The organism is Actinoplanes sp. NPDC051537 (genome assembly GCF_055586105.1).
Genome location: NZ_JBVJIU010000001.1, coordinates 402,821 through 415,531 on the forward strand (window position 1 = coordinate 402,821; position 12,711 = coordinate 415,531).

The following is a 12,711-nucleotide window of genomic DNA, read 5'->3' on the forward strand; positions in this document are numbered from 1 at the left end:
GGGTGAGGCAGATGCTGAACCGCGCGATCCAGGCGGCGCTCGTCGCCGGAATGCTGGCGATACCCACGGCCGCCGTGGCCGCTCCGGAAAGCCCGGCGCTTTCCTGGACGGCCTGCCCGTTCCCCGGCTCGCCCGACGAGCTGCAGTGTGCCTCGATCCAGGTCCCGGTGGACTACGCGCACCCGGGCGGCCCGAAGGCGACCGTGACCGTGGACCGCCTCCCGGCGACCGGCGCGCACCCCGTCGGCAGCCTGTTCTTCGATCCCGGCGGCCCCGGCGGGTCCGGGACGCAGTTCGTGTTCGGCGAGTCCCTCGGGGCCGGCCTGTTCTCCGCCGCCACCCGGGAGCACTTCGATCTGATCGGTGTGGACCCGCGCGGCGTCGGGCTCAGCAGCCCGGTCCGCTGCGACCCGGCCCTGCTCAACCGCCAGGTCCCGGCGTTCCCCACGAACGCGGCCGAGTTCCGGCAGGTGGTCGACCGGAACCGGGCGCTCGGGCTGAGCTGCCGCCGGCTCACCGGGCCGCTGCTGGAGCACGTCGACACCGTCAGCGCCGCCCGCGACCTCGAGCTGCTGCGCCGGGCGCTCGGCCAGGGCAAGCTCAACTACCTCGGCCTGTCCTACGGCTCCCAGCTGGGCTCGACCTATGCCGAGCTGTACCCGGATCGCATCCGCACCCTGGCGCTGGACGGCGCGCTCGATCACTCGCTGCCGGCGCTGACGTTGTTCACGGACGAATCGCACGCGTACGAGGACGCCCTCAATCGCTTCTTCGCCTGGTGCGCGGCGACGACGTCGTGCGCGCTGCACGGCCGGGACGTGCCCCGGCTCTTCGACGATCTGGTGGCGACCGCCGACCGCACCGCGATCCCGGCCCCGACCTGCGCCCAGACCGGCGCCTGCCGCCCGTCCGTGACCGGCGCCGACATCCGGCTCGCCACGCAGGGCTTCCTGCTCTTCCCCGATCCGATCCCGTTCATCTCACCGGACGGGCGCAACGGGCTGGCGCTCGCCCTGCGGCAGGCCGAGGCCGGTGACGCGTCGGCGTTCTCCCCGCCGGTCGCCACCGGGCCGAGCGACGGCAACGCCAACGGCAGCGCGATCGCCATCGAATGCCTCGACTGGCGTACGCCGGTCCGGACCTTCGACGACCTCAAACGCGTGCAGCGGCTCGGGCGGGCGGTCGCGCCCCGTCTCGGCGGCGCGTCCCAGTCGTGGACCATCATCACCGGCTGCGTCGGCTGGCCGGCGCCGGTGGTGAACCCGCCGCAGCCGATCGTGGTGCGGCATGCGCCCCCGATCCTGATCACCAACGCCACTCACGACCCCTCGACGGCGTACCCGTGGGCTCTCCGCCTGCACCGGGATCTGCCGTCGAGCGTGCTGGTGACCCGCGAGGGCGACGGCCACACCAGCTACCTGGCCCACGGCGTCAGCCACACCCGGGACGCGATCGACAGCTATCTGGCCACCGGGCGTACACCGCCGCCGGGCACGGTCTACACCGACTGACACACACCAGGCCGGAAAGTTCGTCGTAAGGGCTGAAACTTTTCCGGGCCCGGGACGCGACAGTGGAGGTATGGAGGGGCTCCCGAGCGACGAGACGCTGCTGATCGGCGTCGCCGAGCGCGACATCGGCGCCTTCCGTACGCTCTACGAACGGCATGCCGGGTGGCTCGCGCTGCGGCTCGGCCGCCGCTGCAACGACCGCGACCTCGTGGCCGACGCCGTCCAGGACACGTTCGTCGCGATCTGGCAGAAGCCGCGCGGCTTCCGCGGTGACGGCAACGTCGCGGCCTGGTTGTGGGGCATCGCGATCCGCCGGCTGGTCAGCCGCCTTCGCACACGGACCGACATCGCGGCGGTGTTCGACACCGCCGGGGCCACCCCGGCGGCCGAGGACCAGGTGCTGCTGTCGGTCGAGTACGGCGACATCGGCGGGGCCCTGGCCCGGCTGTCGCCGGAGATGCGCGCCGTCATCCAGGCCGTCGTGCTGGACGGCCTGACCGCCAAGGAAACCGCGCAACTGCTGCACGTGCCGCTCAGCAACGTCAAGACGCGGCTGTACCGGGCCAAGGCACAACTGCGGGCCGCGCTAGCGGAGGGACTGTCATGACCGCCTGGCATGTCGACGAGGAAACGCTCCGGCGGTACGTCGAGCGGACCGACTCGGTGGCCGAGGGCGCCTCGGTCGAGCAGCATCTGCTCACCTGCGCGCAGTGCCGGGGCCGGGTCAACGGGGCGGCCACCGCGTTCGACCTCGCGACGATCTGGGAGCGTACGCGCGACGCCGTCGAGGTCCCGCTCCCCTCGCCGTTCGAACGGCTGCTGCGCGCCGTCGGTCTCCCCGCCCACGAGGCTCGCCTGGTCGCCGTGGCCAGCGCGTTTCGCGGGGTGTGGCTGGTCGGCGTGGCCGCCGTCCTCGCGTTCGCCGCGCTCGCGGCGATGATCGGGCACGCCCGCGGGATATGGCTCTTCCTCGCGGTGGCGCCGCTCATGCCGTGCCTGGTGGTCGCGTTCAGCTACGACCGGCGATGGGACCCGGCCCTGGAACCGGAGATGGTCACGCCCTACCCGGCCCTGCGCCTGGTCCTGCTGCGCACGATCGCGGTCCTCGCGCTCGCGTTGCCGGCCGTACTGCTGTTCGGGCTGGTCGTGCCCGGCGCGGCGCCGTTCGCCTGGCTGCTGCCGGCGGTCGGCTTCGTCGCGGTCGTGCTGGCCGCGTCCACCTGGGTCAGCCCGATGAACGCGGCCACCGTGGTCAGCGTCGGCTGGTTCGCCGCGGTCTGGGTCACCAGCGCGCGGTCGGCGGCGCCGGCCGCGATGCTGCAGGGCCGGACGCAGGTGGCTTTCCTGGTGGTGGCCGCGGCGTCGTTCGGAATATTTCTGGTACGCGGGCGCCATCTGCGCCGGCTTCGACCCTGGAGGTAGCGGCGATGACCGCTTCGATCAGCCTGCGCGGCGTCGGGCGCTCGTTCGGGGCGACCCGGGCGCTCGCCGACGTCGAGCTCGACCTGGAACCCGGCGTGATCGGCCTGCTCGGCCCGAACGGTGCGGGCAAGACCACGTTGCTGCGGCTGCTGGCCACCGCGTTGCCGCCGAGCCAGGGCGCCGTACGCGTGCTGGGCCGTGACCCGGACGTGCCCGCTCAGCGCACCGACATCCGCCGCCGCCTGGGCTACCTGCCGCAGGAGGTCGGCTTCCCGCGCGGGTTCACGGCGTTCGCGTTCGTCGACTACATCGCCATGCTCAAGGAGTGGACCGAGCCGGACGCCCGGCACGCCGAAGTGCGCCGGGTGCTCGGTCAGGTCGGGCTCTCCGACGTCACGACGAAGCGCATCCGGGCCATGTCCGGTGGCCAACGCCGACGGGTCGCGCTGGCCCAGGCCCTGCTCGGATCGCCGCCGGTGCTCATCCTGGACGAGCCGACCACGGGCGTCGACCCGGAACAACGCGTCACCTTGCGGACCGTGCTCGCGGAGATCGCGCGTACGTCGATCGTGGTGTTGTCCACGCACCAGACCGAGGACGTCGCGGCGCTGTGCGAGCGCGTCGTCGTTCTGGACCAAGGCCGGATCCGGTACGACGGGCAGGTCACCGAGCTGGTCCGGCAGGCCGCCGATCGGGTCTGGCTCGCCGACCAGCCCGACCCGGCGGCGGCGGTCTCCTGGCGCACCGGCACCGGCCGCTATCGCAACGTCGCCGCGCGGGCGCGTGCCGGCGTCGAGCACGTCGAACCGTCCCTCGAAGACGCCTACCTGCTGCTCCGAGGCGAAGGGGTGACGTCGTGACCGTGGCACTCGCACCGACCCGGCCCGTCGCCGGCCGCGGCCTCGGCATGCTCGCCGTCCGCGAGCTGCGCCGGTTCGTCGTCATCCCGGTGTTCCTGCTGGCCCTGGCCTTCACCGCGTGGGTGACGGCGACCACCCCCTCGGGGGTCACCGAGATCGACTCCTTGAACTGGTACGTGCCGTTCTTCCTGGGCGGCTTCGCCATGATGGCCACCTTCGGGTTGACCCGATCGACGCGCGCCAGCGAGCCGGTCCTCGGCGTCACCCCGACGACGCTGCCGGTGCGCACGGCCGCGCTCTGCACGGTCGCGGTCGTACCGATGCTCTGCAGCGTGGTGATGCTGCTCGGGTTCCTGCGCGTCTACCCGATCGGCGACCCGATCTACGGGGCGTTCAGCTCGCCGGCGCAGGCCGCGATCCTGGTCAGCCAGTTCGTCGTCCCGTCGCTCGGCGGCCCGCTGCTCGGTGTCGCGCTCGGCCGCTGGGTCCGGTTCCCCGGCGCCTCGTTCGTGGCGCTGCTGTTCCTCTTCGGCTGGGGCAACCTGTCGACGGTCCCGTCCCTGTCGCATCCGGACTCGGCGGCCGCCACGGCACTGCGGATGTTCGCGCCGTTCACGCACTTCTCCTTCGCCGACAACGGACCCGACGTCACGCTCTGGCGCGGATCGCCGTGGTTCTTCCTCGGCTGGCAACTAGCGCTGTGCGCGATCGCGGTCCTGGTGGCGATGCTGCGCGGCGCCGAAGGGCGGGTGCGCTACCGGATCGTCCGCACCCTGGCGGCCACGTCGGTGCTGGCCGTGCTCCTGCTCGCGCTCGCCGTCGTCGACCCCGTACGCGCATGATGGTCCGAACGATGTTGCGGGCCGGAGCGTGGCCCGCGGTCGTGGGGGTCAGCGGCGCGGCCGCGTTGATGGGCGGCTGCGGAGTCGCGTTCCCCACGACCGCCACCACCATGCTGCCGATCGCCTTCACGCTGCTCGCCGCCGCCGCCGCGTTCGCCCTCGACGAACCGGCCAGCCCGGTCGTCGACGTGACCCCGACCGGGCCGGTCAAGCGCACCGGGATCCGCGCGCTGGCGCTGCTCGCCCCGCTCGCCACCGGCGCGGTGCTCATGCTCGGCGGCGCGCTGCGGGGGCTGACGTTGCCCTGGCCGGCGACCGCGCTCGCGCTGGCCGGCAACGTGGCGCTGGGCTTCGTCGTGGCGTGCGTGGGCCGTACGCGGATCGGCGAGCCGGGGGCGCCGGCATCCGCCGCCGTCGTGCTGATCCTGCTGGCGCCCACTCTCCTACCGGCGGTGGCCAGCCGGGTCAGCACGTTCCCGACCGGCGGCGGCGACGGGCTGTCGTCGAACACCGTGTGGTGGGGCGTCCTCGTCGCCGGCGCGGCGGCCGTCGCCGGGTCGGTCAGCCGCTGGCCCCGGTGGATGCCCGGCCCGCGGTGACCGCGCTTGCCTCGGGGCGGCGCATCGGGATGGCGCAGGCCAGGGCGAGGACGACTCCCAGGGACGCCCCCAGGGTGTCGAACCAGAGACCCTGCGGCGTGGCGAGGCCGAGCTCCGGCGAAGGCTTGGGGGCCAGGAAGGTGACGACCACGCCGGCGAGGTTGACGATGCCGGCCACGGCCCGCGTCCAGAGCGGCCCACGGCCGGAGATCGCGTAGCCGCCGGCCATGGCGAACAGGGCCAGGCCGATGGGGCCGGGATCCAGGCCGGCGGTCGCCAGGCTGGGCATGACGCCGATCAGCAGCGGGGCGAGGATGAGCGGCCGGTACTGACGGCCGCTTCGGTGCTGGTATTCGGCCCAGCCGAGGAGCGCGCCGACAACCGCGCCGGTCGGCAGGATGATGCCGAAGGTGCCGCTCATGGTGAAGGTCGAGGCCGGGCCGGCCAGCTGCGCCATGAAGCCGCGCAGACTGGCCGCCCAGGCGACGCCGACAACGCCGCCGACCACGATGAAGCGGCCGCGGACCACCGTCACGCTCGGCGCAGCAGGACGAGGGCCACGATCGTCGCGACGATGACGAAGCCTTCGACGGCCATGACCCAGGCGGGCGCGCCGGCAACGAACGCGGCACCGGCCAGGACGGCGGAGAGGACCCGGGTGACGACGGCGGCGATGAGCCACGGCCGGCTGCCACGCCGGGCGGGAACCAGGGCGACCAGGGTGACGAGCCCGAGCGTCGCGATGGCGATGCTGATCCCCAGCGGCGGGGCGATCGAGGAGCCCACCACCCCGAACAGTCCGATGTCGATGAGCCCGAGAACGGCGAAGATGGCGGCTGACGACGACGGGAGGTGCGCGGGTCGGGTGGTTGTCCGGGCTGCTGCGGTCATGGCACTTCTCCTTTGATAGACACCTCACCTGTCGCGCCCCGGTCCCGGAAAAGTTTCAGCCTTCACTCCATCGGTTGCGCAGCAAGATGGTCAGCACGGTGCGGGCGTCGCGTCGTCGTTGCGAAGCCGGCGCCAGCAGCGCGGTGAAGGCGGCCGTGGTGACCGTTGCGGTGTAGAGCAGCGTGCCGATGCCGGCGGCGAACGCTCCGTCATGAATCAGCGAGAACATGGTGGACATGTCGCCCTTTGTCGGGTGTCCGGTGCCTGTCCGCCGAGCCGTTTCGGCTACATTCTGATCATGTCCTGCTCACTGATGGTGACGTCGGGTCCGGTTCGGTCCGGACCCGGACATCCTCCGGACAGCAGCCGGGCCGCGCGATGATCAGGCTGTTGACCGAGCTGGCGACGTTGCGGGAGGCAACCGCCGGAGTCTCGTACACCACGCTGGTCCGTCAGGCTGCCGCCCAGCAACCGCCGTTGCCCATCAGCAGACAGCGGCTGAGTGACTGGTTCGGCGGCAAGGCGGTGCCCGCCGATCCCGCTGTAGTGCGCTTTCTGGTCGAGTACCTCCAACCCCGCGCCAGGGGCTACCAGCAGCGTCCTCTCTCCTGGTGGTTGGGACTTCACCAGGACGCCGTGCGGCAGCGGAAGAGCACCCGTGACAACGCCGGGGCAACATCGCGTGATCGGCTGGGCCGCCCGATCGGCGACTGCGACCCGCTCGCGCTCGAAGTGCACCCGGCCATTCGGGTCGCCGGCATCACCCCGTCCGAACCGTTGCCTCCGTACGCGCTCCGAGCCCACGACCTGGGCCTGCGGAACACCGTCGACGACATGCTCGAGGACGGCCGGTCACGTCTGATCACCCTGGTGGGTGGCTCGTCGACCGGCAAGACCCGAGCGTGCTGGGAACTGGCAAAGTACGTCGACAGTGCACAGCCCGGCCGGTGGAGGCTGTGGCATCCGTACCATCCGGAGGCCGCCCTGACCGAGCTCGACCGAGCCGGTCCGGGCACGATCGTCTGGCTCAACGAGGCACAGCACTACCTCAAGCCCACCGACCTCGGCCTGGGTGAACGGGTCGCCGCCGGCCTGCGCGGGTTGCTGGCCGACCAGGACCGCTGGCCGGTGCTCATCCTCGCTACCGCGTGGCCGGACGACTGGAGCATTCTGACCACCCGTCCGGCCGGGGACCCCGACATCCATGGGCAGGTCCGGAATCTGCTCGCCGACACCGCGGTCACCCTTACCGGCGCGTTCACCCCGCTCGAGCCGGCCGCCCTCGGCAGCGATCCGCGACTGCGGTACGCCGCCGCACACGCCGAAGGCGGCCGCATCACCCAATACCTTGCCGGCGTCCCCGAGCTGGAGAGCCGCTACCGCACCGCCGAACCGGCCACCAGGGCGGTGATTCAGGTGGCGATGGACGCACGCCGGCTCGGCCACCCGCTTGCCATCCCCCACTCCCTGCTGGAGAACGCCGCCCCCGGCTACCTCAACGATCATGATTGGGACACGGCCTACGACGACTGGCTGGACCAGGCCCTGAGGTCCGCCGGCAAGCCCTGCCGCGGCGTACGCGGCCCGTTGACCCGCATCCGGCCCCGCCCCGGCGACCCGTCTGCACAAGACGGTCAGCCCCACTACCGGCTGGCCGACTACCTCGAACAAGTCGGCCGCACCGAACGCGCCGGCATCTACCCGCCTGACAGCCTGTGGCGCGCGTTCGCCATCATCGTCACGGATGACCACCTGCTGCTCGGCCTCGGAGGCCAGGCCGAGCGACGAGGGCGTTATCGGCACGCCATCTCGCTGTACCAGCAAGCCGCCGACCGCGACAGCACCTCAGCGCTGTACGCCATGGCTCGGCTGCGGTTCAAGACCAGGGACTACGACGTCGCCGAGGCGCTGTACCAGCAGGTAGCCGATCGCGGCGACACCCTCGGGATGTACCAGCTGGCGATGGTGAGCGAAGACGCCGGCCGGATCGATGAAGCCGTGGCGTTTGCGGTGCGGGCCGCCGACCTCGGTGATACCCGCGCCCTTCATGCGCTGGCCATGGTGCTGGAAATGGACGAAGACTTTTCCGGTGCGGAGGCTTTGTACCGGCAGGCCGCAAACCGCGATGACACCCGCGCCATCTGGCAACTCGCCCAACTGCGGGAGAAGGTCGGCGATGCCGCCGCTGCCGAGAATCTGTACCGGCAGGTTGCCGACCTCGGTGACACCAGCGCCATGATCAAGCTGGCCGACCTGCGGAAGATGGCCGGGGACGCCGTCGGCGCGGAGGCGCTGTACAAACGGGCCGCCGAGATCAACGGCCCGAGAGAGGACGCGAGACTTGCCGGCCGCCGGGAGAAAGTCGCCGGCGCCGAGGCGCAGTGCCGGCAGGCCGCCGAGTTCGGTGACACCGGCGCGATGCTGGAACTAGCTCAGATGCGGAAGCTGGCGAGAGACAAAGCCGGCGCGGAAGCTTGGTATCGGCAGGCTGCCGGCCTTGGTGACGCCGGTGCGATGACGGCGCTGGGCATCCAGCGCGCCGAGGCCGGAGACGAAGCGGGCGCCGAGGCGTTGTTCCGGCAGGCTGCCGACCTCGGCAATACCGGCGCGATGCTGGCGCTGGCCATGCGGCATGCCCAGGCCGGGGACGACGCGGGCACCGAGGCCTGGTACCGGAAGGCTGCCGATCTCGGCGACACGACCGCTCTGCACATGCTGGCGTTGTGGCAGGAGCTGACCGGGGACGCTGTCGGCGCGGTCGCTCTCGCGGCGCGGGCCGCCGACTTCGGCGACCTCAGCGCGCTGAAGGCGTTGGTCGACCTGCGCGAGTCGAGAGGCGATCCGGCCGGGGCCGACCGACTGCGTAGGTTCGGACTGACCGGATCCGGTGCAGTTCAAGTCGTTTGACCATGGGCCTTCGACCACCGCGACATCGGACTCTCGTCCGCGGGCACGCAGCCCTTCAGCGAAATCGACGGCATCAGTTGTCGGCGGCCTGCACCGCGGCGGCGATCGGCTCGAGCCCCGCGATCAGCTCGTCGAGCTCACCGGCGTCGAGCACGCGGTACGCCGGGGCGGCCAGCTCGTCGGTGACGGCCTCGACCCGCTGCCTGATCTGCCGGCCGGCGTCGGTCAACCCGCCGGCCGCGTCCACCAGGCCGCGGTCGCGCAGCCCGTCGACGACGGCGGCCAGCTGCGCCGCGGGCAGGTGGTGGACCCGGCCGAACTCCTGCGCTCGCATGCCGAGGGAAAGCGCCAGCAGGACGTGCGCCTCGGTGCCGCCGATGCCGTGCGCGACCAGGGCGGCGTTGTGACCGTCCCCCCGGTGCTCACGCAGCAGCGTCGTCGCGTGCCAGAGCCTGGCCACCGGCTCCTCGGGCACCGGAAGCGCCCGCAGCCCGGCGTACAGCACGCGGCCCTCGACCGGCGCGCTGACCCCGGCCCGGGTGGCCAGGTCCGCGACCCGCACCAGGGCGGGCGACTCGGCCAGCGGTCCGATCATCTGCCGCAGGGCGGTGGCGCTGCCCCGCTCCCGAACCGCGATCGCCTCCTGCGGGGTGACCTTCCCCCAGACCCACGGAATGTGGCGGGCCACCTCACCGTCGGCGAAGTTGTAGAAGACCGCGTGCACCACCTCGGCCGGCGCCGGCCCCAGCGGCGCCGCCCGGCCCGCGAAGTATCCGTCCCAGTAGTTGCGCATGCCCACCGCCAGGAACGCCTCGGTCGGCACCTCGGAGAACGTGACGGTGGCGATCGGCTCGACGAGCTCGAAAACGCGGTGAATCTTGGCCGGCGGGTGCTGCATCGGTCGGGATCTCCTCGGGTCGTGACCAGCGTGGCCTCATGCCGATACTGGCAGGACTCATCAACGCTCAGTCGTCGTCGCGTCCAGGGGGACGGGTTTCCTCCAGAAACGCCAGCAGGCCGGTGACGTCCAGAACCTCGCGCGGTACCCCGTTCGCGCCGACCACGGCAAACCGCTGACCCCGGTCCTCCGCGAGCTTCCGCGCTTCGACGAGGGCTTGCATCCCGGCCGATCCGAGAAATGTCACCGCGGCCAGGTCCACGCGCACCGTCGTGGTGCCCTCGCGGCGCAGCTCCGCCGTGAGGACGCGCAGCAGGTCGCCGCTCACGCTCATCTCGATCTCGCCCGACAACGCGACGGTCGCCGACTGCCCGACGCGACTGACGTCGTAACTCCAGATCTCCGCGTTCATGACCGCCTCCAGCAATCAACCTCGCCCGGCTCGGTCCTGCATGCCGAGCTCGCCGGCCAGGGCCACCGCGGCGCCGCGCCCGGCGACGCCGAGCTTGCGGTACATCGATGCGGTCTGCGTCTTCACCGTTGCCGGGGAGAGGTGCAGGTGCTGCGCGATCTCGCCGACGGACAGGTGAGTGGCCAGCAACGGCAGGAGGCGCAGCTCGGTGACGGTCAGCGAGGAAATCCCGCTGCCGGTCGCGGACAGGTGCCGCAGGTGGGACTGTAACTCGCCGGCCTGACTCCAGAGGTTTCCCAGGTCGGGGCGACGACGGCGGATGGCGGCGGCCTGCCGCAGGACCGCGGCGGCGCCGTCGGCGTCGGCCAGCGCGAGGTAGCTGCGCGCCATCTGGAGCAGCGCCTGCACGGAGACGACCGGCAACGCGTACGTGAGCAGTGGTCGCAAGCGGGTCGCGCGAACCAGATGCCGCCGGGCCGCCGCCGGGTCGTCGCGGTGCGACGCGGCCAGCGCCGCCTGGGCGAAAACCAGGGCGCTGGTCCAGTACTCCTCGAAATGCCCCTCCTCGACGATGGCCAGCGCCCGCGCGGCCAGCTTCTCGACCTCGGTCATGTCGCCCCGGGCCGCGGCCGATATGCAGCGTTCGGCGAGGACGAGGGCGGCTACCGGCGGCGCCCCGGCCGCGAGCGCGTCGTCGAACGCGCCGGCCAGGATCGGATCGGCCCGGTCGAAGTCGTTCTGGAGCAGGTACGAGATGCCGACGTAAAGCGTGGTCGACACGCGATAGGGGCTGTCCGGGCTGAGGCCGGCCCCGCTGTCCCGGGCGTCGCGCCGCATCGCCTCGACCCCGTCCCGGCAGAGCAGGGCACGCAGATAGGCGAGAACGCTCGGCACGGTGCTGCCGTCGGAGAGGACCCCGGACCTCTCGCCCCGCTCGGCGACGGCCACCCACCGGTCCGTTTCGCCGGCCCGGCCGAGCAGCGCCAGAATGAGGGACCCGTGCACCGCGATGGCCGGGTACCGCTCGACCGAGTGGCGTTGCTCGAGCCATTCCATCCAGCGCAGGACGGTTTCCACGCGGCCGCTCGCCCAGACCGGCTGGGCCGCGTCCAGGACCAGTTCGGCGACGAGATCGGCCTGCTCGGCCGCCTGCGCCTGCCGGATGGCGGCCTCCGGCATGCCGTGGTGCCGCAACCACTCGGCCGCTCGCAGGTGAAGCGGCCGGACGCGCTGCGGCTCCCGACAGTGCAGTTCGGCGCCGAGCAGGCGACGGAGAAGGTGGTGGTAGCGATACCACTCGCCGTTGCGATCCAGCGGGACGACCAGCATGTTGCGGCCGGCGAGATCGGCGAGAACGCGTGCCGAGCCGGTGGTCTCCAGCACCGCGTCGCACATCGGGCCGTTCATCCGGTCGAGCACCGACGTCCGGATCAGGAACGACGCCTCCCCCGGTGACGCCCGGTCGAGCAGCTCGAAGCGGAGATAGTCGATCATGAAGCTTTCGCTCCGCGCCGCGGCGAACCCGGCGTCCCGGTGGGGTGTGCCGGCCCGGATGGCGAGCGCCGCGAGGTAGAGGCCCGCGGCCCAGCCCTCGGTCCGCGAGATCAGATCGTCGAACTCGGCGGGCGGCACGTCGACCTCGGCGGCCGCGATGAGCTCCTTCGCCTCGGCCGGATCCAGGGCCAGCTCCGCCGGTCCGATCTCGACGATCTTGCCGGCGGTCCGGAGCCGCCCCATCGGCAGCGGCAACGCGAACCGCGACGCGATCGCCAGCTGCCACCCCCGCGGCAGGGTCAGGGCCAGCTCGCCGAGGATCCCGCGCGACTCGGAGCCGGTCACGGCCTCGGCGGAGTCGATCGCGATGGAGACGGGGTCGATCGCGCAGAGAGCGGTCGTGAGCTCGAACATGGCGGCCGGACCCCGAGCGGACGAGGCGACGGTACGGAACGCCGCCCGCGCGCCGGAGTCGACCCGGCCGAGAGCAGCGCCGAGACAGGTCAGCAGCACGGCGGGGTCATTGTCGAAATCGTCGCAGGACAACCACGCCGTACGGGGTCCGCGGCGTTTCGCCCACTGGGTGAGGAGTGTGGTCTTGCCGTAGCCGGGTGGCGCGGCCACGGCGATCACCGAGACGTCGCGCATCGCGTCGAGCCGCTCGAGCAATGCCGTGCGGACGACGGTCCCGGATCGGTGGGCGGGCGGCTCGAGTTTCGCCTCGAGCAGCTCGAACGCCGGCCCGGCGGCTTCCAGCGGATCGTGGCCGATCTTGGGATCCACATCTGCGAATCTACTCCGCGCGGCACACCGCCGCTGTCGGATGACGAGCCGCGGCACCCGAACCCTGAGGTTCTCGAACGGAACGGCCAAAT

Annotated in this window: 13 protein-coding genes; 7 read left to right on the forward strand and 6 right to left on the reverse strand. The window is 72.0% G+C overall.

The window, feature by feature from the left end; translation table 11 throughout:
• Positions 1 to 11: 11 nt before the first annotated feature.
• From ACZ6TB_RS01865 to ACZ6TB_RS01890, 6 genes are all read left to right on the forward strand, one after another.
• The gene (locus ACZ6TB_RS01865; RefSeq protein ID WP_465549480.1) at positions 12 to 1,511 is read left to right on the forward strand and encodes an alpha/beta hydrolase; all 1,500 of its coding nucleotides are present in this window, start codon (positions 12 to 14) and stop codon (positions 1,509 to 1,511) included.
• Between the two features lie 70 nt (positions 1,512 to 1,581).
• Positions 1,582 to 2,118, forward strand: coding sequence for an RNA polymerase sigma factor (locus ACZ6TB_RS01870; RefSeq protein ID WP_465549482.1), 537 nt, complete (start codon positions 1,582 to 1,584; stop codon positions 2,116 to 2,118).
• Positions 2,115 to 2,933, forward strand: coding sequence for a hypothetical protein (locus ACZ6TB_RS01875; protein WP_465549484.1), 819 nt, complete (start codon positions 2,115 to 2,117; stop codon positions 2,931 to 2,933). The genes ACZ6TB_RS01870 and ACZ6TB_RS01875 overlap by 4 nt, the downstream gene beginning before the upstream one ends.
• 5 nt (positions 2,934 to 2,938) lie before the next feature.
• A complete protein-coding gene (locus ACZ6TB_RS01880; protein WP_465549486.1) occupies positions 2,939 to 3,793 on the forward strand; it encodes an ATP-binding cassette domain-containing protein in 855 nt (284 codons plus the stop codon).
• Entirely contained in the window at positions 3,790 to 4,635 is an 846-nt protein-coding gene (locus ACZ6TB_RS01885; protein WP_465549488.1) for a hypothetical protein, read from the forward strand. The genes ACZ6TB_RS01880 and ACZ6TB_RS01885 overlap by 4 nt, the downstream gene beginning before the upstream one ends.
• Positions 4,632 to 5,234 carry a hypothetical protein gene (locus ACZ6TB_RS01890; protein ID WP_465549490.1) on the forward strand — a complete coding sequence of 201 codons (603 nt, stop codon included), beginning with the start codon at positions 4,632 to 4,634 and terminating at the stop codon, positions 5,232 to 5,234. The genes ACZ6TB_RS01885 and ACZ6TB_RS01890 overlap by 4 nt, the downstream gene beginning before the upstream one ends.
• Here the strand turns inward: ACZ6TB_RS01890 and ACZ6TB_RS01895 are convergent.
• From ACZ6TB_RS01895 to ACZ6TB_RS01905, 3 genes are read right to left on the reverse strand one after another with little or no spacing between them, the layout of a single operon-like run.
• Complete coding sequence (locus tag ACZ6TB_RS01895; protein WP_465549492.1) at positions 5,197 to 5,769, reverse strand: hypothetical protein; 573 nt, start codon at positions 5,767 to 5,769, stop codon at positions 5,197 to 5,199. The two genes, ACZ6TB_RS01890 and ACZ6TB_RS01895, sit on opposite strands and share 38 nt — an antisense overlap.
• Entirely contained in the window at positions 5,766 to 6,125 is a 360-nt protein-coding gene (locus ACZ6TB_RS01900; RefSeq protein ID WP_465549494.1) for a hypothetical protein, read from the reverse strand. The genes ACZ6TB_RS01895 and ACZ6TB_RS01900 overlap by 4 nt, the downstream gene beginning before the upstream one ends.
• A gap of 55 nt (positions 6,126 to 6,180) precedes the next feature.
• Entirely contained in the window at positions 6,181 to 6,363 is a 183-nt protein-coding gene (locus tag ACZ6TB_RS01905) for a hypothetical protein (RefSeq protein ID WP_465549496.1), read from the reverse strand.
• Between the two features lie 152 nt (positions 6,364 to 6,515).
• On the opposite strand from ACZ6TB_RS01905, the gene ACZ6TB_RS01910 reads away from it, so the two are divergent.
• The gene (locus tag ACZ6TB_RS01910; RefSeq protein ID WP_465549498.1) at positions 6,516 to 9,032 is read left to right on the forward strand and encodes an SEL1-like repeat protein; all 2,517 of its coding nucleotides are present in this window, start codon (positions 6,516 to 6,518) and stop codon (positions 9,030 to 9,032) included.
• 73 nt (positions 9,033 to 9,105) lie between these two features.
• Here the strand turns inward: ACZ6TB_RS01910 and ACZ6TB_RS01915 are convergent, their stop codons facing one another.
• From ACZ6TB_RS01915 to ACZ6TB_RS01925, 3 genes are all read right to left on the reverse strand, one after another.
• Positions 9,106 to 9,930, reverse strand: a complete 825-nt coding sequence (locus ACZ6TB_RS01915; protein WP_465549500.1) for a MarR family winged helix-turn-helix transcriptional regulator — start codon at positions 9,928 to 9,930, stop codon at positions 9,106 to 9,108.
• Between the two features lie 67 nt (positions 9,931 to 9,997).
• Positions 9,998 to 10,342 (reverse strand): STAS domain-containing protein, encoded by a 345-nt coding sequence (locus ACZ6TB_RS01920; RefSeq protein ID WP_465549502.1) that lies wholly within the window; start codon positions 10,340 to 10,342, stop codon positions 9,998 to 10,000.
• A gap of 15 nt (positions 10,343 to 10,357) precedes the next feature.
• The gene (locus ACZ6TB_RS01925) at positions 10,358 to 12,619 is read right to left on the reverse strand and encodes a helix-turn-helix transcriptional regulator (protein ID WP_465549504.1); all 2,262 of its coding nucleotides are present in this window, start codon (positions 12,617 to 12,619) and stop codon (positions 10,358 to 10,360) included.
• Between the last annotated feature and the right edge of the window lie 92 nt (positions 12,620 to 12,711).

What these genes read in the sequence shown, in the direction of transcription:
- ACZ6TB_RS01865 (WP_465549480.1), top strand. Translation starts at nt 12, where the DNA reads ATGCTGAACCGCGCGATCCAGGCGGCGCTCGTCGCCGGAATGCTGGCG.
- ACZ6TB_RS01870 (WP_465549482.1), top strand. Translation starts at nt 1,582, where the DNA reads ATGGAGGGGCTCCCGAGCGACGAGACGCTGCTGATCGGCGTCGCCGAG.
- ACZ6TB_RS01875 (WP_465549484.1), top strand. Translation starts at nt 2,115, where the DNA reads ATGACCGCCTGGCATGTCGACGAGGAAACGCTCCGGCGGTACGTCGAG.
- ACZ6TB_RS01880 (WP_465549486.1), top strand. Translation starts at nt 2,939, where the DNA reads ATGACCGCTTCGATCAGCCTGCGCGGCGTCGGGCGCTCGTTCGGGGCG.
- ACZ6TB_RS01890 (WP_465549490.1), top strand. Translation starts at nt 4,632, where the DNA reads ATGATGGTCCGAACGATGTTGCGGGCCGGAGCGTGGCCCGCGGTCGTG.
- ACZ6TB_RS01900 (WP_465549494.1), bottom strand. Translation starts at nt 6,125, where the DNA reads ATGACCGCAGCAGCCCGGACAACCACCCGACCCGCGCACCTCCCGTCG.
- ACZ6TB_RS01905 (WP_465549496.1), bottom strand. Translation starts at nt 6,363, where the DNA reads ATGTCCACCATGTTCTCGCTGATTCATGACGGAGCGTTCGCCGCCGGC.
- ACZ6TB_RS01915 (WP_465549500.1), bottom strand. Translation starts at nt 9,930, where the DNA reads ATGCAGCACCCGCCGGCCAAGATTCACCGCGTTTTCGAGCTCGTCGAG.
- ACZ6TB_RS01920 (WP_465549502.1), bottom strand. Translation starts at nt 10,342, where the DNA reads ATGAACGCGGAGATCTGGAGTTACGACGTCAGTCGCGTCGGGCAGTCG.